This is a genomic window from Ensifer sp. LC384 (assembly GCF_001695865.1).
In the GTDB taxonomy this organism is placed as follows: Bacteria; Pseudomonadota; Alphaproteobacteria; order Rhizobiales; family Rhizobiaceae; genus Ensifer.
Window position 1 is genome coordinate 155,229 of sequence record NZ_MBST01000078.1, and the last position, 24,055, is coordinate 179,283.

At 61.1% G+C, this 24,055-nt stretch carries 17 protein-coding genes; 6 read left to right on the top strand and 11 right to left on the bottom strand.

Annotated features, from left to right (window positions below; all coding sequences use genetic code 11):
• Positions 1-179 precede the first annotated feature (179 nt).
• From BC363_RS31385 to BC363_RS31435, 11 genes are all read right to left on the bottom strand, one after another.
• Positions 180-1,082: a UTP--glucose-1-phosphate uridylyltransferase gene (locus tag BC363_RS31385; protein WP_244519986.1), complete on the bottom strand. Its 903-nt coding sequence runs from the start codon at positions 1,080-1,082 to the stop codon at positions 180-182.
• Positions 1,083-1,099: 17 nt separating this feature from the next.
• A complete protein-coding gene (locus BC363_RS31390) occupies positions 1,100-2,287 on the bottom strand; it encodes a polysaccharide pyruvyl transferase family protein (protein WP_065785180.1) in 1,188 nt (395 codons plus the stop codon).
• 12 nt (positions 2,288-2,299) lie between these two features.
• Positions 2,300-3,634, bottom strand: coding sequence for a glycosyltransferase family 4 protein (locus BC363_RS31395; protein ID WP_065785181.1), 1,335 nt, complete (start codon positions 3,632-3,634; stop codon positions 2,300-2,302).
• Positions 3,631-5,871, bottom strand: coding sequence for a hypothetical protein (locus BC363_RS31400; RefSeq protein WP_065785292.1), 2,241 nt, complete (start codon positions 5,869-5,871; stop codon positions 3,631-3,633). The genes BC363_RS31395 and BC363_RS31400 overlap by 4 nt, the downstream gene beginning before the upstream one ends.
• 2 nt (positions 5,872-5,873) lie before the next feature.
• A complete protein-coding gene (locus tag BC363_RS31405) occupies positions 5,874-6,602 on the bottom strand; it encodes a hypothetical protein (RefSeq protein WP_065785182.1) in 729 nt (242 codons plus the stop codon).
• Between the two features lie 9 nt (positions 6,603-6,611).
• Positions 6,612-7,865 (bottom strand): glycosyltransferase family 4 protein, encoded by a 1,254-nt coding sequence (locus BC363_RS31410; protein WP_065785183.1) that lies wholly within the window; start codon positions 7,863-7,865, stop codon positions 6,612-6,614.
• On the bottom strand, positions 7,862-8,701 hold the full coding sequence (locus BC363_RS31415) for a class I SAM-dependent methyltransferase (protein WP_141690506.1): 840 nt from the start codon (positions 8,699-8,701) through the stop codon (positions 7,862-7,864). The genes BC363_RS31410 and BC363_RS31415 overlap by 4 nt, the downstream gene beginning before the upstream one ends.
• Positions 8,698-10,815 (bottom strand): glycosyltransferase family 2 protein, encoded by a 2,118-nt coding sequence (locus BC363_RS31420; RefSeq protein ID WP_244512796.1) that lies wholly within the window; start codon positions 10,813-10,815, stop codon positions 8,698-8,700. Before BC363_RS31420 ends, BC363_RS31415 begins: the two co-directional genes overlap by 4 nt.
• Positions 10,816-11,014: 199 nt before the next feature.
• Complete coding sequence (locus BC363_RS31425; RefSeq protein WP_065785186.1) at positions 11,015-11,674, bottom strand: calcium-binding protein; 660 nt, start codon at positions 11,672-11,674, stop codon at positions 11,015-11,017.
• Between the two features lie 265 nt (positions 11,675-11,939).
• Positions 11,940-13,340 (bottom strand): HlyD family type I secretion periplasmic adaptor subunit, encoded by a 1,401-nt coding sequence (locus tag BC363_RS31430; RefSeq protein ID WP_065785187.1) that lies wholly within the window; start codon positions 13,338-13,340, stop codon positions 11,940-11,942.
• A complete protein-coding gene (locus tag BC363_RS31435; RefSeq protein WP_065785188.1) occupies positions 13,337-15,109 on the bottom strand; it encodes a type I secretion system permease/ATPase in 1,773 nt (590 codons plus the stop codon). Before BC363_RS31435 ends, BC363_RS31430 begins: the two co-directional genes overlap by 4 nt.
• A gap of 192 nt (positions 15,110-15,301) precedes the next feature.
• On the opposite strand from BC363_RS31435, the gene BC363_RS31440 reads away from it, so the two are divergent.
• The 6 genes from BC363_RS31440 to BC363_RS31465 all read left to right on the top strand — a co-directional run bounded on the left by BC363_RS31440 (position 15,302) and on the right by BC363_RS31465 (position 24,027).
• The gene (locus BC363_RS31440) at positions 15,302-15,874 is read left to right on the top strand and encodes a MarR family transcriptional regulator (protein ID WP_082366750.1); all 573 of its coding nucleotides are present in this window, start codon (positions 15,302-15,304) and stop codon (positions 15,872-15,874) included.
• 48 nt (positions 15,875-15,922) lie between these two features.
• The gene (locus tag BC363_RS31445) at positions 15,923-17,152 is read left to right on the top strand and encodes a glycosyltransferase family 4 protein (protein ID WP_065785189.1); all 1,230 of its coding nucleotides are present in this window, start codon (positions 15,923-15,925) and stop codon (positions 17,150-17,152) included.
• 195 nt (positions 17,153-17,347) lie between these two features.
• Positions 17,348-18,829 (top strand): DUF6212 domain-containing protein, encoded by a 1,482-nt coding sequence (locus tag BC363_RS31450; protein ID WP_065785293.1) that lies wholly within the window; start codon positions 17,348-17,350, stop codon positions 18,827-18,829.
• Positions 18,819-21,494, top strand: a complete 2,676-nt coding sequence (locus BC363_RS31455; RefSeq protein ID WP_065785190.1) for a glycosyltransferase — start codon at positions 18,819-18,821, stop codon at positions 21,492-21,494. Before BC363_RS31450 ends, BC363_RS31455 begins: the two co-directional genes overlap by 11 nt.
• 36 nt (positions 21,495-21,530) lie before the next feature.
• On the top strand, positions 21,531-22,709 hold the full coding sequence (locus BC363_RS31460) for a polysaccharide pyruvyl transferase family protein (protein WP_065785191.1): 1,179 nt from the start codon (positions 21,531-21,533) through the stop codon (positions 22,707-22,709).
• 145 nt (positions 22,710-22,854) lie between these two features.
• On the top strand, positions 22,855-24,027 hold the full coding sequence (locus tag BC363_RS31465) for a polysaccharide pyruvyl transferase family protein (RefSeq protein ID WP_065785192.1): 1,173 nt from the start codon (positions 22,855-22,857) through the stop codon (positions 24,025-24,027).
• Positions 24,028-24,055 lie beyond the last annotated feature (28 nt).

Below are 24,055 nucleotides of genomic sequence, written 5' to 3' on the forward strand. Positions count from 1 at the left end.
TTCTGGCCATTTGACGGCGATGTGTGGCGAGCTTCTCCGCCTCCACCAGGCCAACGCCGACGTCAATGCACATGACGAAGCTCGCGGCGTTCGGTGGACCGGCCGACTTCAGGCGAAGACGGCCGGTCCGAGATCGGCCGGAAGGCCGAATTGCAACGCGCCAAGAACAGGTGGCGCTGTCAGGCGATTGCGCGCAAGGGCGACATCAGCGCATGCATCTCGCCGGAGATCCCCGCTGCAATGTCGGCGCGCGTCATCGCCATATGCAGATTGGCCGCGACGAAGCCGGCAGGATTTCCGCAGTCGAACGTGCGGCCGCCAAATTCGAAGGCGCGAATTTCCTCGTCTTTCATCAGGGTGATCATGGCGTCGGTCAACTGGATCTCGCCGCCGGCACCTGGCTCCTGGCGTTCGAGGATGTTGAAGATCTCGGGCTGGAGAATATAGCGCCCGGAAATAAACAGGTTGCTTGGCGCCGTGCCCGGTGCCGGTTTTTCCACGAGGCCATCGACCAGAGCGCCCGCAATGGTCTGCTTCAAGGAAACGATGCCGAACTTGTGGGCCTCTTCCGGCAGGCACCGCTCGACCGCCACGACATTGCCGCCGTGCCGCTGGTGAAGGCTCGCCATGGATTTGAGGCAGGGCTCGTGATCGACCATCAGCATATCGGGCAGCAGCACGGCGAAAGGTTCGTCGCCGACGATGTGGCGCGCGGTCCAGACGGCGTGTCCAAGGCCACGGGCCTGTTGCTGGCGCACGAATGAGATGCTTCCGACATCGGGCGTTGCCGTCGCCAGCCGATCAGCAAGCGGGTTCTTGCCCGCCCGCCGAAGCGTCGCGTCGACCTCGAATGCGTGATCGAAGTAATCCTCGATCGCACCCTTCATGCGGCCGGTGACGATGATGACGTGTTCGATGCCTGCGGCAAACGCCTCGCTGACGATGTAATCGAGGATTGGCCGATCGACGATCGGCAGGAGTTCCTTGGGGACGCTTTTCGTCGCCGGCAGCATTCGCGTACCGAATCCGGCGGCCGGGATGATCGCCTTGCGCACTTTGTTCTGCATGTTCGCGTTTTGCATGTTCACACCTCTTCGCTTCAAGCAACTCGGGAGATTTTCGCCGGTGGGGATTTGAGGATGTCGTGCATCTTGTGCGCGACACCATTTTCAGTGAGGAAACGGTACATTTCGCCGTAGGTGTGGAACCAGGCACGGTTGTACCTGTCGAAAAGGGCCTGGTCCCAATAGTCCTCGAGGCAGAACTCCGCCTGCCCGAAGATGTCGAAACTGGGGATCTTGAATGTGTCTGAGAATTCGGCCGTCCGGCTGTCATAGGTGCAGTAGATCGACGGGACCCCGTTCGCCAGCGCCATGAGGTTGCCGTGCAGGCGGTAGCCGAGCACCAGGTGCTGGGCGCGGATCAGTCGCTCGTAATCGGCAACCACATCGGAATAGAAAAGCCTTTGCCGATAGAGCCGCAGCATGGCTTCATCGAGATACCACGATGATGTCCAATGGTCGGCCTTCAGCGCGGCGATTGCTTCGTCGCGCTGCGCCTCGTTTCCCAGAACGAGCTTCTTCTCCTCGACCTCGCCTTGCGTCAACAATACGGTCTCGAAGCGCCCGGCCATGGTTTTCACCAGGTCTCGGTGGAAGCCGAGATAACGCTCGATGTCCTTGGCGTAGGCGTCGGAGACTTCCCGCCTGACGGTGACCCCGACGTTGCGGACCCGTTCCAGCGGTGGCAGCGTGATGCGCAGTTCCGGGTCGTTCAGCCGGAAGGCGGTGGGGCACCCGACGATCCGGACGTTGCGGATGCCGAGGCCCCAGAGAACTTCGGCCGAATAGGCCCCGCGTACACCGATCGAGGTCGTCGATTCGGACATCAGGTGGAGGACGGCGCGCGTATCGTCCGAGAGCCTGATTTTGCCGTCCACCGGCGCATGTGCGCCGATACCGAAGCCGATGACGGGCAGGCCGAGCGCCGTCAGGACCCTCGCTGCGGCCTCCCAGTTCATGGCGTCGTGAATGTAATTGGATCCCCGCAGGAATACGTAATCGTATTCCTCCCGAAGACGGTCGATTTCGCGTGGCCTGAACTCTGATATTTCGAGGACACCGAGCTCTTCGAAACGCAGCAGCTTCAACGACGAGTCGAAGACGAACGCATCACCCATATTGTGGTAGGTGTTGATGTGAGACTGAATGTCGTGATGTTGATACCAGCGAACGCTGTCATGGGCATAGACTTCGCCGGCGGGGATCATGACCAATATGCGTGCCAAAAGCTTATTCCGTCATTGGAATTGCGATGAGACGCGCATCTCGACGCGCTGTTCGCGCTGCGCGGCATCATCTTTCGCGCGCAGCAGGCTGCGATAGACGCCGAGGTGTTCCCGTGCGCAATCCCTGGAGCTGAAGGGACCGCGCATGGTGCTGCGCAAGCGATCCCAAACCGTGTCGTCGTTCAGGACTTCGACGATCCGGTCCGCAAGGTGCTGGCCGTTGCCGGCGCGGAAATGCAGGCCATCGGTGCCATCGCGCACTTTCTCGGCCATGCCGCCAATGTCGGAGCAGATGATCGGCCGGCGGTGCAGCAGCGCTTCCTGGATGACGACCGGTGAGTTCTCCCACCAGATCGATGGAAAGATCACCCAGTCGACGGAGCGCATGAGTTTTGGCAGATCCGCGTTCTGGTAGCTGCCGTAGAAGCGCACGCGACGACCGGCTCGCTCGATCAGCTTCTTCATCCGCTCCTGGAATTCGACCGGCTGGCGCTCGAGATTCGCGCCGAAAATCATCAGGTAGGCGTCGTCTCCCCAAATTTCATCCGGTACGCGGCCAACGGCATCGATCAGCACGTCGACGCCTTTGAATGGCGTCATCTGACCGAAGAAGGCGAAACGATTGCGGGGCGCGTCGCTTCGCGCAAGTTCGCGGGCGGGCGTCGCCTCTTCGCCCATGATCCCGTTTTCGATGACATGAATGCGTTGTCGATCGATGCCCCACTCGGCGTAGCGCTTGGCGAGAAAGGCGCTCGGCGCAACGAACGCATCGACCATGTCGAGGAGCATGGTGCGCACGAGCGCCTCACGCCTGAGGAACCTGGATGCTGGAATATCCGGAAAACAGCTGTTGCAGGCCGTAGGCGAAGCCTGTTCGCAAAGTTGGCCCGTCGGCCGCTTCACCATCTGCCCGTGGTTGTGGCAGATCGGCACGAACTCATGAAGGGTGAGAAGCACGACGGCGTCGGGCAGCGCCGACCGCACCGCATAGAGCGCTTCGAGACCGAAGCCCAGGACGTGATGGAAATGAATGACATCCGGTTTCACATCGCGCACGAACCGCAGGAGGTCGCGCTCGATCGACAAGACGTCCTCATTCGCCAGGTGAAAATGATCATAGGCATCCGTGTGGAACAGCACCTCTTCCTGTGGGAGGCGCGCACTCATCAGCGCGGACGACGCGTGTCTTTGCAGCGGAGGCGATGCCGCCGCCAGATACACGGATTCGACGTTTGCGATCGCATTCAACCCGCGATGCAGGTTGTGCGAGGCGATCTCCGCCCCACCGAGCGAAAACGAGGGGTGCGCATGCGAGATAACCAGGACGCGAAGCTTCTGCTCCCTCATGCGGAAATCCTGTCAAACGATGTTTGGTTTTGGTGGCCGCTTCGCCACCGCGACTTGAGTATTTCCGCATCGATGCGTTCGGCGAGCACGGCAAGCTTGCCGTTTTGCTCTGCCGACGTCGGCTCGTCGCAGCCGAGCAATTGGATCGATGGCAGCAGATAGGCAGCGATGCCTGCCTGGTTGATCCGCAGACCTATCTCGCAGGCTTTTTGTTTTGAGCCGAGATAGACGCCGCAATCGCGCATCGCGTCCTTCAGGGCCTCACGCGGCATGATGCAGCATTCGAGCGAGGCGACGTCGACGCGCGTCAATTGCAGTGCGGCAATCGCCATCAGCGGGTAGCCCGCATAGCGATCGAGCAGCATTTGATCGCCGTCCTCGGAGAGCCAGCTTCCCGCCCATTTCACCGAATGATCGTCATAGGCGAGCATCGGCGAAATCACGCTTCCGACGTGGGCCATTCCGACCGTCGTCAATGCGCCGTACCAACCTTTGGCCGCCGGCACGAGCGACCCCGACATCGTTACGATGGACTTGCACGAGACGACTTCCGCCCCGACCGCCATCAGATCGAAGCGATCCTGCGCTGCGGCTGCGCAGACCAGTCGGACCGAGAGCCCGTAAAACCGTACCAGCTGCCGTAAACGGACGAGATCCCTCTGGAAGGCTGGCTTGCTGACGATGATCACGAGCGGAGCGCAGCACGTCTGCGGATCAAGGGCAAGCAGCGCAAGGAGCGGCCCGACTTCAGCCATGCCGACGGTGGATCCAACGACGATGGGAACGCCGGCGGTTTCGTCGAACACGCCGACGTCGATGATCGTTTCCACGCGCGACGCAGCGCAGGCCGCCCTAGAGAGGAGCGGAACGATCTGATGATCGACAATCGCGGGCAGCGCCCAGTTGGCAGCATCGAACAACGACAATTGCTGGAGTGCGGCCCTTCTTGCGGGCATCCGCTTGGGCGTCAGCGGCAGAAAGGCGCGGCGACCCTCTCTCAAGGTCAGCTCAAGATAGGGTGTTGCGTCGAGATTGCCGCCAGACAGTCTCGCATGGGCGACAAATCCGTGGGCCTGATCGTCGCCGTCGAGTGATGCCCGGAATGCGGGTTGATCGGCGAAGCTTTGCGAAACGTCGAGCCGATCGAGCCGCGTCCACACGTCGTCGAGCCTGGCCTCCGTGCCGGGTCGCCGCAGTTTGACGGAGGAGACGTGGTGCTCCGGGTCGAGCAGCCAGCCGGAAATCAGCATGTCGCCGTCATCGGTCTCGAAAACCCGGTCGACGTCCATGCGAACCGGCAATGGGAGGCTTGATACCGTGTCCTTGCCGGTAAAGCCGTTTGCCGCCGAACGCAGGCGCAGCATGGCCTCTGGCGTGGCCCGGGCATCAAGCAGTACGGAGCGGATGTGGTCCGGGATGTCCAGGGCCGCGCTGATCTGCACGCGCGAATGCGCCGGTGTCAGGTGCCAGCCTCCCCCGGCATTGTATATGATGCCTTTGAGAGTGTCGGCGCGCACTCGTCCGCCCGTTTCCAGTACGGCGATGAAGCCAAGTTCGCCCTCCGGTATATCAGGTCGGGCAAAACTGGCGACGAAACAATCGGCGACCACCGTTGCACCAGCGAGAATATAGGCCTGGCAACGGCCGGGAACGAACGCGCGGCTCCAACCCATGATGACGAGGACGCCATCATGGGTCTCTCCGACCAGTTCGATGAAGCCATCGGACGGCTGCAATGCCTTGATCAATGAAAGTCCGGCGGAAACCCTGTCGCGGTTCGTCGGCTGCGCCATGAGTTGATCCGCGAGGCGACCGACGGCGGTGACAGTCTCTCCTGCCGCCGTTTGCGCAATGAGGCTTGCTGCCTCTTCGATCGAAATCTGTCTGGGGGCGACGATGAAACGCTCGCTCATCCTTCCATCGTCAACGTCGATCGTCGAGATGGGCAGCTCGGACTTCGGTTGCGTCAGGAGCGCCGCGAAGCAGTGTGTTGCTGATGGCGACGGTGCCGACAACGCCCAGTTTGCAACAAAAGCGCCGTCCCGCGCGGACCTTGCGCCATCAGCCCTGACCGAAACGGCATGGCCCCTGGTGCGCCCGCTGCCGAGGACAAGCACGGTTTCCTGATCGACCCGACTGAAAAGGGCGCGGCCCTTCCCGAAGCGCAAGGCTGCTCCATCGGTGCGCGAGCCGGTGGGTCTGACGGGCCTTTCGTCGGTCGCTGTCGCCTGCCGCATCATCATCTTGCCAGCAACGCCAGCAGCGCTCCCGCTGCAAATCCCATCAGAACGAAGAGGAGCAGCACGAGTGGCTTGGTGTCGCCGCCCGCGCGCTTCTGAAGTGTGGAAAGGGTCTTTTCCATGCCTGCCACGACGCCATCCATCCGCAGCAGATGCACGTCCAGATCGTCAAGCCGCCGGCTCATCTCGGCACGAAGGCCATCGATGCCGGCGTTCGGATCGTCCGTTCCGTCGGTCGGTGCCGCATCCGCGCCGACTGACGGAACGCGCTGCAGTGAACGTTGAGAAACCTGCAACTGCCGCTGCGCAGCCATGAGCACGTCCAGTTTGTCGAGCACCCTGGTCAACGGTGCCGCGATCAGCGCCTCGGCTGCTTGCTCGTCAGGCTGCGGCACGCGCAGAGGCTGGCCCGCGCCGTCTCCGGTGATTGCCACGACGACGAGATCGCGGCTGCGCTTCTGCACCGCCTCCGGCAGGGCGATCTCGAATGCATGCTTGCCGTCTCCAATCCCGTTTCGCTTGAGGTCCGGGCGATTGCGATCGGCAAGTGCTTCGGCGACGGGTGCGCCATCGAGAAGCACGCGCACCTTGAGCCTTTGGCCCGGCGCGGCGGGGTCGAATGCCCAGCCGAACATGCGTCCGCCATCGATGGCATCGACGCGACCGTTGACAGGTTTTGCGCCTTCGTTTTCGGGCGGCGTGTCGAGTTTCTCTGCGACTTGAGCCATGGTTCCTCTTTAAGCGGCCTGAACCTGCTGGAGATTGAAAAGAGCGAGGTAACGTCCAGCGGTGGTGTCGATATCATCAGGACGAACGGCTCGACCGGAAAGCTGGCGAAGAAGCGTCGGCTTTTCGACGATCTGGCGCATGGCCGCAGCAAGCTGGCGCGGATCGTCGGGTGCGACGGTCAGTCCATTGACGCCGTTCCTGATCAGCTCCGCCATGCCGCCGATATTGCTGGCGATCACCGGGCGACCTTGAGCCTGCGCCTCCTGGATCACCAGCGGCGCATTCTCCCACCAGATGGAGGGGACGACGGTGCAGTCCACGGCGCCGATGAGGGCCGCGACATCTTCCCGTCGATAGGGTCCACGCCGCTGGACGAAGGGTGAGGTTTCGGAAAACAGGCGGTCGATATCGGCAACGAATTCCTGGGTCTGAAACGGGGCACCGCCATGGACGCGCAGCTCGAAGTCGACGCCATCGGCGATGAGCTGGCGCGCCGCCTCCAGCAGCACCTTGATCCCTTTCCAAGGGTTCAGGTTGCCGAAATAGCCAAAGACGGGGCGGCCGGCCTTGGGCTTGTCTTTGCCGGTTTCGAGCGCGCGGGGCGGCAGGCCGTTGGCAATGACGGAGATGCGGTTTTCGGCAATTCCCCAGTCGACATATCGTCGTTTCAGGAATTCGCTCGGCGCGACAAAACAATCAACCGTGCTCAAGAGCGCCTTGAGATGCTGTTCCCGCAGGGCGAAGCGGTCGGGTTTGATGTCCTTGAAACAGGCATGGCAACGGTCCGGACTTGAGCCGTGGCAGAGCTCCCGTCGGTCGGTTCGTACCATCAGCCCGTCATGATGGCAGATGGGGTAGTAGTCATGCAGCGTCATGACGATCTTGCACGCCGGGAGGGTCCGGCGCACGATATGCGGAAACTCGGCGCCCATCAGCAGGATATGGTGAAGATGCACCACATCAGGCTGGAATTCGCGCAGCAGGTCCGTGAGATCAGGCACGAAACCATAGAGGTCGATCTGGCTCATGAAAAAGCGATCGAAATGACCCGCCCAAAGCAGGATTTCGTCGCCCGTCGGCCCGATGGCCTGGAAACTCGTGCCCGGTCTTGCCTCGCGATGAACCTGGTTGACCGCGCCCAGGAACAGCGCCTCGTGTCCTGCCCGTTGGTAGGCGCGGAAGAGGTCATGCGCGAAGACCTCAGTGCCGCCGGGATGAAGGGCCGGGTGATTGTGGGCCACCACGAGAATGCGCTTGCTCATGCGCGGCTCCGTTGACGCTCACCCACGAGGACATCCTGATAGTGCGTGCCGCCCGGCGCGCGCCAATGGCCGTAGGACTTGAGGGCGACCGAGAGACCGCTACGATTGAACGCGCCTTCCAGAAAGCCGTCATCGAAGCCGACGGCCGCCAGCGGCGGTTGGCCCGGCACGAACCAGCAGGGCCCTTGCCCGGCACGCTCGAAGGCAAGCCGCGGGTCGCGTCGCCCCGTGGCATTTCGCCTGGCGACCTCGTCGACGATGAAGGCGGTCATGAACAATCGACCGCCAACAGCCAGGACCCGGAAGATTTCCGCCAGATAGGCCATCACCTCGTCGGCGGGCAGATGCGTGACGACCGACGTCATGATGATGAAATCGAACTGCGCGTCGGCAAATGGCAGTTTTAGTTCCCGGCCTTTGATCGTTCCGGTCGGATTGTAGAGATCATGGGCGATGTCGAGGCGTTGGAACGCGAAGTTCGGATAGGTCGGCGTCACCGTCGCCCGGCACCAGCGGACGCCGCCCTCTACAGGATCGAGGCCGTCGTAACGGCCGCGGTCGCCATCGAGATATTGGGTGAGCGGCACCGCCATACGGCCGATGCCGCAGCCGATATCGAGAACACGATGATCGGCGCGCAAGCCGCCCAGACGAATGAAATGTCCGAGAAACTCCGCACCGATCGCCCGGAAATCGCCGTCGCCGACAAAAATGCTGTTCGGGTCCGGCTGCGGAAGGAACCGGTTGCGCGAGACGCTGTCGGTCAGCCAGCGAAGATGCGCATCGTCCAGCGGTGGTGGTGCGCCGATTTCATCGCGCGGCAGGGCATTGATCATGCATTCGTCCATTCAATTGTGCGATCGGGAGACGCGGTCTTGGGCCCGCTCGGCGAACGATAGTCGCGCGCCATCAGCGCGGCGATGTCATCGTCCCAACGCTGGGTGTGGAGCCAGGAATTGTATTGGCTGGCGACCCCGCGCATGTAGTCCTGGCTGCGCCGGATCGACTGGCGCTCGAAGTGATACAGGCATGCCGACGGCTCATAGCCGATCTCGAAGCCGGCCCGACGGATCTTCAGGCAGAGGTCGCTGTCTTCATAGTCGCCGATGATATAGTCCTCGGTGAAGCCGCCGACGCTCTCGTAGATATCCCTCGAGGTGACCAGGCAGGCGCCGGTAACGCCGGGAACCGTTCGAGCCTGTTGCGCCGGCAGGTAGTCGCTGGGCATGCCTTTGTAGAAGTGGTGGTTCAGCCAGATCCCCCGCTGGTCGCGCCCGAAATAGAGGCCTGCATGTTGCAGCGATCTGTCTTCGAAGATCAGCCTGGGGCCGACGGCGCCGAACGCCCCGCTCGTGATCGGTTGTATCAGGGTCTGCACCCAGCCGGCTTCGCAGGGGACGACATCGGAATTGAGCATGACAAGAATGGAGCCGCGCGCCATGCGAGCCCCGGTATTGCATGCCCGCGCGTAGCCGCCGTTCCGGTTCATCACCACCAGCCGCATGGGCAAACCGTGCAGCAGATGCAGCCCGCCGAGGAGATGCTCGGTCTCGTCCTGAATTTCCGGGGAATCCAGAACGAATACCAGTTCCGCATTTTCCCTGAGCCAGGGGTCGGTGGCCATGCCCGACAGCTGGAAGCGGAGAAAATCGAGGACCTTGTAGAGCGGGATCACGATGGAAACGAGAGGCGCATGCCGTGGCAGGCCATAGTCCCTCGTCCGCTTGACCTCTATCGTCTTGCCCAGACGCTGCTCCACCTCTCTGAGCGCCGGCGCAAGTATCGTGCGGAAGGCGTCATCGATGGCGTGTTGCGGCGGGACAGCGCGCAGGATCTGGTTTCGCTGCAGCACGGGTTCGAAGGGTTGCGGCGGCGGGATGAGGGGCTTCACGGCACCAGAGGCCAACCGTATCTGAAAACGCGGCTGAAGCAGCGGGCCGAGCGATTGATCGAGGGGCAGCCGGGCGACGAAGCCGGTCACATCCGTCTTCGATTTGTCGGCCTGCGTCTGCGCCCATCCGGGAAATTCGTAGATATTGCCGTCCAGCGGCACTGTTTTCCCATCTGCCTGCAGATAGTCGATTCCAGCCAGCATGGATGATGGATCATGATACCAGCCACCGACGATCAGGCTGTCGGAAAGTGCCAGCGCCAGGTCGACCTGCCCGGATGGCTGTTGTGCCGCTCTCTGGACATGACGTTCTTTGAGGGGTGCCCGGATCTGCAGGTCGATCGCGGTAGCCGGTCCACCGTTCGGCCAGGTGGCGAGATGCTGAACGAGCAGTTCGCGCAGTTCGACGGCGTCGCGATTTTCTGCCCACCAGCGCGTCAGGTTTGGACATTGCGCTACGCGCTCGGAAAGCTGCCTTATGGCGACGCCGTTCTTGCTCAGGAGCACAAGCTGGAAAGGTGGGCTGAGGCTTGGCATCTCGGCAATGAAGTGACAGGTCTGCCAGCCTTTCCGCGTGCCGCGGCGTATGATTGCTTTGGGTCGTAACTGGCTGACGTTTGCCGAGCCCACGACATAGATTCCGAGCTTGTCGTCGACCTCCGGATTGATCGTCGTCTCGATCAAAAACCGCCCACGGCCAAGTTCGCAGGCAATGCGCGCCGGCCGGGGCATCGGCGCCAATGTGTTGAGGGCGTCTTCGACGATCAGGCAGAAGTACGGATCGCTGGCGACCTTGAATGCGCTTCGCCATGTCGTCAGCAAGGCGCTGAGAAATCTGATGCGCGCTTCCGGCGCGAGTTCCAGGAACAGTTGCTCCATGTCGAGGGGAGGCAGGCTGCTTGCCGGTTCGATGCTGATCGGGACCGCGTTGTCGCCGCCTTCGATAGCAATGGTGGCCGGCATCGGCACCTTCGTCGTCCGCATGGCCCATAGCGTTCGCTGTCGTCCGTCGACGAGCCGGAGGGTTACGCTGACGAGCGGCACGGGCGGCTTTGACATCGTCAGGGCCGCCCGTGTCGGAATTGGCAGCGCCGGCGGCAGGTCCCAGATGAGAACCGCCAGATCCGATCCTAAACGGAACGCCTTTGCGTTCCGTTTAGGATCGGTATTTGGCTGCTTGATATCGCTGAACGGCAAATTCGATCCCTCTTGGAGTGCGCGCCCTGCGGGAGGAATGCAGGGCACGCCTTGTCCACGCTTAGTGAACCGTGAAATAGTTCTCGGGATTTGCCTGAATGTCGTCGACGTCGGCATTGACCAGGGTCAGTGAATCGCCGTGGCCGAGGTCGATGATGACATTGCCGCCGACCTGGGTGACCCGCGAAGCGAGGTCGTCAGGCGTGGTGATATCGAGACCATTGATGCCCTTCGAGATCTGCAGCAGATCTTCGCCGGGCGTGAAGTCGAGGATGACGTCGTTGCCGCCGCCGCCGTCGAAGACGAAGATGTCGTTGCCCGCTCCGCCAACCAGGAGGTCGTTGCCGGCGTCGCCGCTGATGACGTCATTGCCATCACCGCCGAAGAGCATGTCGCTGCCTTTGCCGCCGGACAGGAAGTCGTTGCCCTGACCGCCAAGCAATATGTCGCTGCCTTTGCCGCCGGACAGGAGATCGTCACCCCATCCGCCGCTCAGCGTGTCGTTGCCGTTCTCGCCATAGAGAACGTCGTCGCCTTCGCCGCCAAACAGCCCGTCGTTGCCGTTGCCGCCGAATAGCTGGTCGTCACCTTCGTCGCCGAAAATGATGTCATGTCCGTTGCCGCCGCTCACGAAATCATCACCCGCTCGGGCGTGGATGAAATCGTTGAAGCGAGAGCCGAACAGCGCGTCGTCGTATGCGCCGCCTTCTAGTGTGGCCATCTGCCTCTCCTCTTGGTGGATAAATCGCACTTCCACCGACCAGGTCGATGTTGATGCGCCGGGAGTGTGCATCGGCCTTGAATATATTTCAACAGAGATTCCAGCTTAAATCATGAAATCTTCGCGACATTATTGTCATTTTTCGCGGGAAATCAATACAAAAATTAAACTATGCCTATTATTCGGCAAATAAGTAGCTAGTTTATCCGCAAACTAGTTCAATATTTGTAGTAATTTACTCTGTTTTCCGCTCGACACTGTCAGTTCAATCTTCCCTGAAGGCGCGATTGAAGCTTTCTGTCAGTGGAGATACTAGGTAGTCGATAGCGCGGCGCGCCTTGTGTACGATCAGCACCTCGGCCGGCATGCCCGGATACAGGCGGACATCGGGATCGGCGGCAAGAGACGCCGCATCGATCTTGGCGCGAGCGGTGAAATAGGAGGCGCCCGACTTCTCGTCGACCGATTGGTCTGCGGCAACGTAGGTCACCGCCCCATTGAAGGGCAGGCGCGAGCGCTGACTGTAGGCGGTCAGCCTGATCTGCGTCGGGGAGCCCACCGATATGCTGTCGATGTCGCGCGGGTTCACGCGCACTTCGACGACCAATGGCTCGTCTTCCGGTACGATTTCGAGCAGGGGCTGGCCGGGCGTCACCGCGCTTCCGGGGGTACGCAGCCAGACGTTGCTGACCACGCCTGCCTGCGGAGAGCGGATCTCCATGCGCCGCAGGACATCCTTGGCCGCGACGATCTGTTCTTCGACATCCGTCAGGTCGATGCGCGCCGTTGTGATCTCTCCGGCGATCGTCGATTGAAACTCGCTTTCGATGCCGATCAGTGCGAGCTGGGCGCCAGCCCTTGCCTTTTCCGCCTGCGCCTTGTCGCCTGCCAGTTCGCCGCGTGTTCTGGCGAGCTCGCTCAGGCGCGTGTCGACTTCTATGAGCTTCGCGCGCTGCACGAAGCCTTTCTCGACCAGGCTAGCGATGGCGGTGCGCTGTTCGGTGATGAGGGCGATCTGCCGGTCGGTCGCTTCGAGCTGGGTGAGCAGCGATTTTGTCTGTTCGCCATATTCCTCGATCGTTTTGGTCTGAACGTCGACGCGCCCGGCCTTGGCCTCGTGTCGCTTGTCGAAGAACACATTCTCCGCCTTGATCGCTTCATCGACCGCGATCCCGCCCGCTTCGCCGAAATTCTTCGGGAAGGCGATGGTCGCCGCGCCGTCCTGTTCGGCCTTGAGCCTGGCGAGCCTCGCGATGAGGCCGATGCGACGGCTGTTGAGCGCATTCAAGTTGGAACGTGCCCGTGTGTCTTCCAACAGGATGAGCGGTTGCCCGACCGTGACCTGTTCGCCCTCCTGAACCAGAAGGCGTCCCATCACGCCTCCTTCGAAATGACTGATCGTCTTGCGTTTGGAGTCGACGATGACGCTGCCATTGGCAACGGTCGCGCTGCTGAGTTCCGTCGATACCGCCCATGTGAAGAAGCCGCCGAAGGATACGATGATCGTCGCAAGCCCAGCGACCATCAGGCGGCGAAGAGCGCGTTCGGCATGCGCATCATCGGCATCGGCCGCGGTCGGTGCTGGCTGAGAGGTTAGTTTTACCGGGAGCTTGACGTCGACCTCGGACGGCTGCGGGCGAAGCGGAAGCATAGGTTTTTCTGTCATGCGGAAGCAACCTCGCGCAACGTTTCGCCAGGCCCTGGCACAGCAGTCAAAATGTCCGGTCGCGGCCCAAACTGGCTGATACGACCATTTTCGAGGACGAGAAGCTTGTCGGCGACCTGCATGATCGATGGTCGATGCGCGATCATGATGACGATGGCGCCCTGGTCGCGCATGCGCTGGATCGCGCGAACCAGAGCGCGTTCCCCGAGCGAATCGAGATTGGCATTGGGTTCATCGAGGACGACGAGGCGCGGGCGATTGTAGAGGCAACGTGCCAGCGCGATGCGCTGCCTCTGTCCGCCGGAAAGCGTAAGATGGCCATCGCCGACGGGCGTGTCGTAGCCGAGCGGCAGACGGCCGATCATCTCGTGCACCTCCGCCAGCCGCGCGGCCTCGATGACCTTGTAGGGATCGCCATCTTCCATTCTGGCGATGTTTTCCCGGATCGTGCCCTCCAGCAGCGATACCGATTGGGGGAGATAACCGACCGATTCCCCGAAGGACCCGCGCTCCCAGAGATAGGTGTTGTGGCCATCGAGAAAGACGCCGCCCGACGTCGGCTTCAAGATGCCGACCAACAGCCGGGCAAGCGTCGACTTGCCGGCGGCCGATGGGCCGACCACGCCCAATACTTCGCCGGGGGAAAGCGAGAAGGAAATGCCCTTGATGATCGGCACCTCGACGCCGGGGACGGCGTAGACGAGTTTATCCACAATCATGTCGCCGGCCGAATGCGGTGTCGGCGTAGTCTGGCGGATCGCCAGATCTTCGCCGATCGCCGCCTCGATCCGGCGCCAGCCGGCGACGGCAAGCACCCATTGGCGCCAGTTTTCGATGATCGTGTCGAAGGGGATAAGCAGGCGACCGACGAGGATGCTTGAAGCCATCATCGCGCCGGGGGTGATCGCCTGGTCAAGCACCAGCAACGCACCCGCCGCAAGCGTGATGACCTGGATCGAGTACCGCAAGCTGCGCGTCAGCGACGTCATCGCCTTGCTCCTGCTTCCTCCGGCTTCGAGCGCGCCCAAAGCGTGAATTTGCAGGGCGCGCCAGCGCTTGGCGAGCGCCGGCAACATGCCCATCGCCTCGATCGCTTCGGCGTGCCTGAGGGAGCCGGCGATCTTGGAGACCGCTTCGACATTCGCCTGGTTGGCCTCCTTGGTGAGCTGGCGCGTCATCATGTCGTTGACGAGCCCGCAGCAAACGAGCAATGCGATCGACACGACGCCGACGACGCCGAACAGCGGGTGCAGCAGAAACAACGCCCCCAGAAAAATCGGGGACCAGGCGGCGTCGAGCGGCGCGACCACTGCCGATGACGTGAGGAAACTGCGAAGTTCCGACAGGTCGCGAAGGGATTGGGCCGCACGGGTGAGCCCCTGGTTCACCGACGCCTGGACCGCCGATGCCAGAACCGGAGCATTCAGCCTTCGCACGATGGCGCTGCCCATCGCCTGGAAAGCAAGGGCCCGAATGAGATCCAGGACCCCATAGACGACCAATGCGCTGATCGCGAGCAGCGTCAACATGGTGAGCGTATCAAAGCTCTGGCTGTTGAGAACCCTGTCATGAATCTGCAACATGAACAGCGGTATCGTGAGCTGAAGCAGGCTTATGCAGACACTGAGCAGCGCGGCGTAAAGCGATACGGATAGAAACACACGCTTGGCTTGCAGTATTAGCAATCTTGGATTGATAATCTCATCCCGGCGCATAACCCCTAAAATTTGACCGTTGTTTCTCGTCTCGTTCCGAACAGTATCACGCATGGGCGGTTGCCTGAAGTTAACGTTAAAGCCATTCATGGAGGGCGTCTGGCTTACATTTGGGGCGAATAATAGTATTGCTTCGCTATGTGTGGCACAAAAGTAAGCGGTAATGCAAGTTCTGGGGCGTGTGGAGGGGAGTGTGTAGTTCAATTTACTTCAAGATTTGAAGTAAATTTCGAAATGGAGAGTTGGATGAATGAAAGAGTACTCTATCCGTCCACGGGGATCAAAGATGTGTCGTTGCTCCAGCAGGAGGACCAGACATCGAAGGCGGTAGGAGCCCACGATCAAGCCGAAGCCGCAAGCGATTGCCGACAGCTGACCTATTTCGAGCTTGCGCGCCTGATGGAGAGGGTGAGCAGGCGGTTTTCCGGCTTGGTGCGCGCCGAGCTGACCAAGCTGCGTGTCGACGACATCGGTCCGGCTCAGGCCATGGTCTTGCTGGCAATCGGAGATGCCGAGCTTTCGGTGGCCGAGCTGCTCGATCGCGGACACTATGTCGGCTCGAACGTGTCGTACTATCTGAAGCAGTTGGCGGATGGAGATTACATCGATCGGGTTGCGTCCCAGCGCGACAAGCGTTCGGCGCGCATCAAGCTGACGGAAAAAGGCCGGCTGCTCAGGGCGAACTTGCGCGATGCAGCGATGGCCTATGAGCGGGCGCTCAATCGTGGCCATCAGGATCGCCAGAACCTGGAGACCGCCTTCCAGACCCTGCATCAACTCGAACTCGTCTGGGGCAGCGTGTCACGTTACGACATGTGACCGGGTGGAACTCAATGTGCACGTCATTCAGTTAGCGGATTAGATAGCATGCATGTGGCATTTGTTCATCGGCGCGGCTTCGGCCAGTTCGCCGCGTTAGCGGCTGACCTGGTGCGGTCGGGCAACAACGTCAGCCTGATCACCGAAACCGTGGATCAGAAGATTCCGTCCGTGCGCGTCATTCGGCACCGGGCAGAGCCCGGGCCGCGCGTGTCCGCGGCCATCGCTCGGCATATGGCGGTGCCGGATCACCATGCCAGGATCGGACATCGCGTCGCCGAAACGCTCGATGCGATGGCGCGACAGGACATGACGCCGGATATCGTCGTCGGTCACATCGGCTGGGGCAGCATGATGTTCGTCAAGGATGCCCTTCCTCGTGTTCCGGCCCTTGGCTATTGCGAGTTCTTCTATCGGTCGCAAGGGGCCGACATAGGCTTCGCACCCGACGACGAACCTGATCTCGAAGACCGCAAGAGATTGCGGCTGCGCAACGTCGCGCAGCTGTTGTCGCTGGAATCCATGGATGGCGGCATCAGCCCCACCGAATGGCAAAAGAGCCTTTATCCCGCCGATACGCGGGAGCGCATTGCCGTTTGTCACGAAGGTATCGATACCGCGCAGTTCCGTCCCAACCCTGCCGCGTCGGTAAGGCTCCCGGACGGTCGCGTGCTGAAGGCCAACGATCCGCCGGTAGTCACCTTTGTGGCGCGCGATCTCGAACCCTATCGTGGCTTTCCCCAGGCGCTGCAGGCTGCCGCTCAAGTCGTCAAAAAGCGTCCGGACACGGTTTTCGTCTTCGTCGGAGGTGACGGAACCAGTTACGGGCCTCCTCCTCCTGGCGGTGGTTCGTGGAAATCGCACCTGCTCGCCTCGCTCGAGGTGCCGCCGGACAACATCATTTTTCCAGGCGTCGTCCCGCATCATATTCTTCGCCAACTTTTCCAGGTCTCCGCGGCGCATGTCTACATGACCTACCCCTTCGTGCTTTCCTGGTCCGTGCTCGAGGCCATGGCATGCGGTGCCCTGGTCATCGGGTCCGACACACCTCCGGTTCGCGAAGTCATCCGCACGGGTCACAACGGTATTCTTGTGCCGTTCTTCGACGCCGACGCGCTCGCCGAAGCAATCCTCGGCGCCGTAAGCAATCCGCAGGCGTCCGTCGGCATGCGGGCGGCAGCGCGAAGGACCATCGAGCGGCGCTTCCGGCTGGAGGATTGCCTGCTGCGCCAGAGGGATCTCATGACGACGATGACGGGGCGGCCGGCAATGGCTTGATAACGGCCCTAAGTATTACTTCAAATATTGAAGTATATATGAAGTTTATTGTCGCCTACTGCATGTATTTTCCCGTTGTGCGCTGCGAAATTCACTGCTAGGTAATCTGTGTGATGAATAATGCCTCGCTAGTATAGGCGATGCTAATTCAGAAACTCCATCGATATGCGTTATCGTTTCTTCAGAGGGCGTTACGTGCAAGAAGTAAGACAATCCACCCTGGGGCCCCGGCTCGGTTTGAAGAAGCTGTTGCTGGCATCGGATCGCGATCGGGCGATCTTGCAGGGCAGCAATGTTGCCCATCTGGTGGACTACCTGGAAGCTGATGGTGGTTCCTTCGACACGTTGAGGGATGCGTTTCCACTCGCCGCGGTCGCCTTTTCCGACAAAGGTGAGGCGGACCTGAAGAAGGGGCTGGCGCGGCTGTCCGCCTTGCGCACGATCCCGGAGTTGGCGGTCTTGCGTCTTGACCCCGCCAATGTGGCTGAGAGCTCGGCTCTCCTGCGTGCGCTTGCCGAAGACGGCGTGGGACGGCTTGCCCGCTATACGGCTTCGATCAGGTCGGAACTCGCCATGCTCAGGCGTGAGCGTGAAGAGCTCTTTGAAAACTATCGCCTTTTGGAAGACGCCTTCCACGCGCGAAACTGGGAGCCGGTTGCCGAAGTTTTTGCCCATGATCCCTTTGCCGATCCCAAGGATGAGGGTGTGGGGCAGTTGCTGAGCAGCGCCTTCATCGAACAGCTTCTGCCCGTCTCCAGTCTCGGCGTCGCCGGGTTCGCCCTTCACCTTCACTCGCTGCCGAAGGGCAGTGGCGAACTGATCGTCACTCTGACCTATCTGGAGAGTGGCGAAGGTGTTGCGGAATGGAATGTTCCCTACGTTGGCCTGGTCTCCGGTTGGAACTTCTTTTCTCTGCCGCGCGCCTGTGGCGGGGCGGCCAGAACCCTTCGTCTGCGTGTATCTGCCAGCGGCTCGGACGCGCTTGGCCTTTCGCTCGGGCACCATATCGCCAGCGAGCGATACTCGGCGCGATCGGAACACGCGCATCCTGATCTCGATCTGCGCCCGCTCGCGTTCCGGGTGTTCACGGGGCTGCCTGGGGTCAAGCCTGCGAGCACGGCGAACATGATTGCCCCCACCAGCTTGCTGGAAGGGCAATTCACCGTCGACTACAGGCTCGGGCTGGAGAAGCTCAGCCAGATCGCCGACGTTTCGGTGACCCCAATCGTCCCGGATTTTCAGACCATCCGGTTCCTGGAACATGAACATGCGATCGTCTGTCACCCTTTGCCGAGCGGTATCTCTGCCGGGGCGATCAATCGCGCCATCGAGCCTGGCACGGTCTCGTTGTCGGCCAGCGCCATTATCGATCATCCCAAAGGCGCGCCGGCGGCCGTCAGCTTTCTCTTGAGCCCGGCTGGTTCGAACGCCCGCTCGGAAGTCGCCGAACTCGCACGCAAGGGGTCGGCAAAACCTTCGACCCTGTTCAGCGGCTGGCGGGAGGTCGGTGCTCAGCAATCCATAAGCATCAGCATGCAGATGGACGAGGCGATCCGCGTTCCAATGGACCTGATCATCCTCAGCCGGGCCGTGGGTGACACCGTCGATTTCTGCTGGCTCAAGTTGTCGAGCTTCCGACTGGTAAAGCAATCGACGGAGGCCCTGAATGCCAGGTAATCCGGAGGCCGATCTCATCGCCATCGCGATGCCGCTCTACGGTCATGCGGCACTTGTCCTGGAAGCCATCGAATCCGCTCTGGCATCCGATCTCAGCACATCCCGGCTTGCGATCGTCGTATCGGTCGATGGAGACCCGTGCCACGAAACGTTTGATCAGTTGTTGCTCTACGCTGCGGCCCATCCTTTCATTCACGTGATATTCGGCCGCAATGCGGGACCAGGTGGTGCCCGCAACCGCGCCATCGACTTCATTGTCGAGCATCTGCCCGAGGCTCGGGCGGTGTATTTCCTCGATGCCGACAATCGCGTTCTGCCCCGCACGATCGAGACGCTCTACGAAAAGCTCAACAGCAGTGCTTGTGGCTGGGTCTATACCAACATCGACACGTTCTCCGTGTCTTGGCGCGCGCATTACGGCAATCAGTATTCGCGGCTGGCTCACTGCATCACGGACAATATTTGCGACACGGGATCCCTGATTTCCATCGACGTTTTCCGCGCCGGCGTGCGCTTCAGCGACGACAGGCAGAACGGATTTGAAGACTGGGAATTCTGGTTGTCCTGCATTGAGAACGGCTTTGTCGGGGTGCCATGCCACGACACGGTCTTTGAGTATCGGTTGCGGGCCGAAAGCCGCTTCAAGGAAGCCAATCGGGAACGCGCGACATCGGTAAGTTATCTGCGAAAACGCCACAAGGCTCTGTATCGACGGCCGATGCTCGTCGATTTCGAGCATGAGGAGGCGCCGCGCTATCTATTCGCCCGCACCGAAAATGCGTCGATCTCGTTGTTCACCGATCCGACCAAGGCGCCGACCGTGCTTCGGCTGGATGACATCATACCGGCATTCTGGGCGAATGTCGGCGAACCCGACAATGTGCATTTCCCGCCCTTTCTCGTGGCGGGTAGCGGTTCGGCTTTCGATCTGCTGCTGCGCTCGCGCATGCTTCCAAACATTCTCGCCCATCTGGAGCGGTTGAGCGAAAACACCAATGCGTTGTTCGTGCAGCTTGCGAATGACGGTGTGAAGCGCGGGATTGAGGCGATTGCGCTGCCGGCGGGTTCGCAGAATGTCGGACCGGCTGACCTTGTTTTCCTTCCGACGCCGCTGGTCAGAGACGTGATCCAGAACAATGCGCTGGAGTGGTTCGCATCGATCGGCAACCAGCAGGTCTGGCCGACGGTGACGTTGCTGAAAGTGCGCTTTCCCTTCCCCAAAAGCCTGCCACGCCGATCGCTGATCACGCCGCAGCAGATGATGATCAATTGCATCAATGCCATTGCTTCGAGCCCCTTGCGCCATACGGCGGGCAAGCGGTGGACATGGCGTCCGTCGCGGCTGGTGCCCTATGGGGAGCTATACAGGGAGTTGCGAAGGGAGGTCGGCGGTTCACCGATCCTGCCGCTCGGCCATAGCTCCGGCAAGCGGACCGTCGCCCTCTTGGTGCCGAACGCCTCTTTCGGTGGAGCCGAGAAGGTCATTTATGCCGTCGCACGAGAACTGAAGCGAACCGGTTTCGAGACGCATCTGTTCGTCCTCGGTAGCGCGAAGATGGATGTCATCGACGAATTCGATTCCAGCTTTGATCACATCCACTTCTGGGACGCCGGCGTTCCCGCCTGGGGTGGATCGGGCTCGTTCCTCGGGCAGGACTTCATTGCCGAAGAGCATGGGGTCGATTGGCAGGCGTTGAAGGGCCAGCTCTCGGGTTTCGATCTGGTGATCAACAACCATGTCATGGCGGTTCATCCTCTCATTGCCCGGCTGCGCTCCGAGGGCACGCGCACGGCATGCTATCTTCACGTCGTCGACAACACCGCGTTCAAGCGCCCGGCCGGCCAACCGTTTGCCGCTATCGCCCACGAACATTGCTATGACGCGTTCCTGACCTGCTCCGAACAGTTGAAGACCTACCTGCACAGTTTCGGAGTGCCGCACGCAAAGGTCTTTGCGGTCTCCAACAGCGCGGGCTTTTCGGTCCCACCGAAAGTTCAGGCCGATGTGCTTGCCACCCGACGGCAGCCGCGCAGCGATGCGCGCTTGCATGTGCTCTACATGGGGCGGCTTGACCGGCAGAAGGGGATCGACAGGCTGGCCGCGACGCTGTCGGAGCTCAGGGCGAGGAATGTGCCATTCGAGGCGCGCGCCGTTGGCGGCGAAATCCTTGCCGACTCGAGCGTCTCATGGACCGAGCGGCTGAAGGATCTCTCTGTGGACGTCCGTCCACCGGCCTTCGCCAGCAAGGAGCTTATCAAGGCGCTCTCCTGGGCGGATGTGCTCGTCATGCCGTCGCGTTGGGAAGGCGCGCCGCTCGCCATCGCCGAGGCGCAGCAGCTCGGATGCGTTCCCATCGCCACGGCGGTTGGGGCGGTGGACGAACTCATCATCGATGGCGAAGACGGTGTCCTGATCCATGCATCGGCCGATCCCGAAGTCGTCAGGTCGATGGCTGAGGTTATCGAGGCGGTCGCCCGCGACCCGGATCAACTTGCTCCGCTGATCGAGGGCTGCATCAAGACTGCATCCCGTCGTTCGTGGACATCCTCGTTTTCGCAGTTTCTCGCGTGGTGCGATACCTGGGTCGACAATTCGTCCCAGGCAAGAACCGCCGTCTTTCCGTCGGATTCAGCGGTCGACGCTGGCATCCGGGCGGCCGGTTGAGCCCACGCCGGTTTTTCAAGCAGAAAGGTCGATTGCATGCCTGCAAGGATTCTTGTGACCGGTATTCCCGGTCACTACACGCGCCTGGTCAACGGCGCCCACGGTTTGTCCGTCTCCTATGCGGAGCGCCAGAAACAGCCGGAGACGAAAGAGGAGTTTCTGCAGGAGCTGCGCAATATCAGCAACACCGGCAACTACCTCATCGGCGAAGGGGCGCTGCGGGCGCTTTCACCCCACGCCAAGCACGTGCCGTTCTGGCATCTCTACAATTGCGCCAAGAATGGTGTCGGCCTCGAAGAATTCAACGCGAACTTCGATATCTGCGTCTTCACCTGCGCCAATCTGCTGCGCAAGGGGCTTTCGGCTGACGCGGAGGCGGATGTGCTCGAGCAACTCAAGATGCCGATCGTCATGCTCGGCATCGGGCAGCAGAACCGCAAGGACCTGGAGAACAATCTACCGGAGGGCACGAAACGGCTGCTGGCCATTCTCAAGGAGCGTGAGCACTTCTTCCTGACGCGCGGCTTCGAAACCGAAGGTTTTCTCAAGGACCAAGGCTTCAAGTTCGTGCGGCCGACGGGCTGCCCGTCCGTCTACTTCATGCCCGACAATATGCGGAAATCGCTGCGAAAGCTGCCTGAGGTCGACGTCGGCAAGGCGCGGACGATCTTCTCCGGTTACCTCGGCGGTAACCAGGATACGGTCCTGGATGCGAAGGCTCTGCCCGGGGGCAACAGCGTGCCGCAGTACGTCGTGCAGGACGAATTTCTCCACTTCGACATGAGCGTCGAGCCGAATGCGGAGGGGCGCGTCTACGACACGGCGTCGGGCACGATGGTGGGCGACCTCGCTTATCCCGGGGCCGACAGGCTCGGCAAGGCTTTCCAGGTGCGCACCTTCTTCGACACCAACCAGTGGCGAGCCTGGGCTTCGTCGATGGATTTCAATCTGGGTCGCCGTTTTCACGGCTCGATCATTGCCATGCAGGCAGCCGTGCCGAGCCTGATGGTCGCGGTGGACGACCGCATGCGCGAAATGCTCGGTTACACCGGATTGCCGGCGGTCGACATCAACGAGATCGACAGTGCCGAGAACCGCAGCGAATTCGTTGCCGGGCACCTGGCAAAGCTCAATGCATCGGAACTCGTCGACAGATATTCCGATCGCGAGCGCGCGTTCCGTTCGACCTTGCGGGAAATCGGGATCGGTCAGTAAAGCATTTCCAGGAAAAGTGCGAAGCGGTTTTCCGTCAGGAAATGCGTAAAAACAGAGAGATAGAGCGTTTCTGCCACGCCGTTTTAGACTGGAAACGCTCTGGCTGAACCCGGCATCCTCCCCAAGGCTCGTTCAAAGGACAGTTATGCGTATCTTACTTACAGGGATCCCCTCCTATCTGCAGCGCACGATCGGCTCGGTTTCCGGCCTGACGGTGCGCCACCGACCCTTCTTCGACGAGGTAACAGCGAAGAAGGACTTCCTCTCCCAGGTCAGGAGAATTGCCAATACCGGCAACTATCTGATCGGCGAAGGCGCCGCGCAGAGCCTTCGGGCGCATGACGTCACCTATGTGCCCTTCTGGCACCTCGTCAACAACCGCAACTCGGACGATCTTTACGAGCAGGCAAACCGCGAATTCGATATCTGCGTCTTTGCTTCCGCCAACCTGCTGCGGCCCGGATACTCTGCCGATCTCGAAGCCGAGGTTTTCGCCAAGCTGAAAATGCCCGTGGTGGTGATGGGCATCGGCATCCAGCGCAAGGAGGGGCTCAAGGAGTTGCTGCCGGAGGGCACGCTCAAGTTCCTGGACGTGCTCAGGAACAGGGAAAGCTTCTTTCTGACGCGGGGCTATTTTACCGCGGAATTCCTGAGAGAGCAGGGGATGAAATTCGTCAAGCCGACGGGCTGCCCCTCGCTTTATTTCGCGCCGAACGAGATGGTCCGGTCGCTCACGGCGCTCGCCAATCCGGCTTTGGCCGACGCGCAAAGGATCGCCTTCGGTGGCTACCTCGGCAGCGTGGCCGACACGATCGTCGACGCGCACGCATTGCTGGGGCCGAAGTCTGTTGCCCGCTATGTCGTCCAGGACGAGGTCATCGCCTACAATCTCGATCTGCCGGGAGACGACATGTCCCCGGTCTACGATCGTGCAAGCGGACGGATTACCGGGGCGACGCAGTACAAGCACAAGGAGAAGTGGCAGCGCGAACACGAACTCGTCGCCTTCTTCGACACCAACCAATGGCGAGGCTGGACGACGACCAGAGACATGTGCTTCGGCCGCCGGTTCCATGGCTGCATCATCGGCATGCAGGCGGGTGTGCCCGCATTGATGATTGCGGTGGACGACCGTATGCGTGAAATGCTGGAGTTCATCGGCTTTCCCTCTATCGAGGCGGCAACCTGGAACCGCGAGGCAGACAAGCGAACCTATCTCTCGAACTTCCTGTCCAAGATCGACGCAGAGGCAGCCATCGACCGCTATCAGGCCTGCGAGGCCAACTTCAGAAATGTGCTCGGTCAGATCGGCATTTGAGCGCGGACGGTCGAGTGTTGCGGCGCGC

What these genes read in the sequence shown, in the direction of transcription:
- BC363_RS31385 (WP_244519986.1), bottom strand. Translation starts at nt 1,082, where the DNA reads ATGCAAAACGCGAACATGCAGAACAAAGTGCGCAAGGCGATCATCCCG.
- BC363_RS31395 (WP_065785181.1), bottom strand. Translation starts at nt 3,634, where the DNA reads ATGAGGGAGCAGAAGCTTCGCGTCCTGGTTATCTCGCATGCGCACCCC.
- BC363_RS31400 (WP_065785292.1), bottom strand. Translation starts at nt 5,871, where the DNA reads ATGCGGCAGGCGACAGCGACCGACGAAAGGCCCGTCAGACCCACCGGC.
- BC363_RS31405 (WP_065785182.1), bottom strand. Translation starts at nt 6,602, where the DNA reads ATGGCTCAAGTCGCAGAGAAACTCGACACGCCGCCCGAAAACGAAGGC.
- BC363_RS31410 (WP_065785183.1), bottom strand. Translation starts at nt 7,865, where the DNA reads ATGAGCAAGCGCATTCTCGTGGTGGCCCACAATCACCCGGCCCTTCAT.
- BC363_RS31415 (WP_141690506.1), bottom strand. Translation starts at nt 8,701, where the DNA reads ATGATCAATGCCCTGCCGCGCGATGAAATCGGCGCACCACCACCGCTG.
- BC363_RS31420 (WP_244512796.1), bottom strand. Translation starts at nt 10,815, where the DNA reads ATGTCAAAGCCGCCCGTGCCGCTCGTCAGCGTAACCCTCCGGCTCGTC.
- BC363_RS31425 (WP_065785186.1), bottom strand. Translation starts at nt 11,674, where the DNA reads ATGGCCACACTAGAAGGCGGCGCATACGACGACGCGCTGTTCGGCTCT.
- BC363_RS31430 (WP_065785187.1), bottom strand. Translation starts at nt 13,340, where the DNA reads ATGACAGAAAAACCTATGCTTCCGCTTCGCCCGCAGCCGTCCGAGGTC.
- BC363_RS31435 (WP_065785188.1), bottom strand. Translation starts at nt 15,109, where the DNA reads ATGCGTGATACTGTTCGGAACGAGACGAGAAACAACGGTCAAATTTTA.
- BC363_RS31440 (WP_082366750.1), top strand. Translation starts at nt 15,302, where the DNA reads ATGAATGAAAGAGTACTCTATCCGTCCACGGGGATCAAAGATGTGTCG.
- BC363_RS31445 (WP_065785189.1), top strand. Translation starts at nt 15,923, where the DNA reads ATGCATGTGGCATTTGTTCATCGGCGCGGCTTCGGCCAGTTCGCCGCG.
- BC363_RS31455 (WP_065785190.1), top strand. Translation starts at nt 18,819, where the DNA reads ATGCCAGGTAATCCGGAGGCCGATCTCATCGCCATCGCGATGCCGCTC.
- BC363_RS31460 (WP_065785191.1), top strand. Translation starts at nt 21,531, where the DNA reads ATGCCTGCAAGGATTCTTGTGACCGGTATTCCCGGTCACTACACGCGC.
- BC363_RS31465 (WP_065785192.1), top strand. Translation starts at nt 22,855, where the DNA reads ATGCGTATCTTACTTACAGGGATCCCCTCCTATCTGCAGCGCACGATC.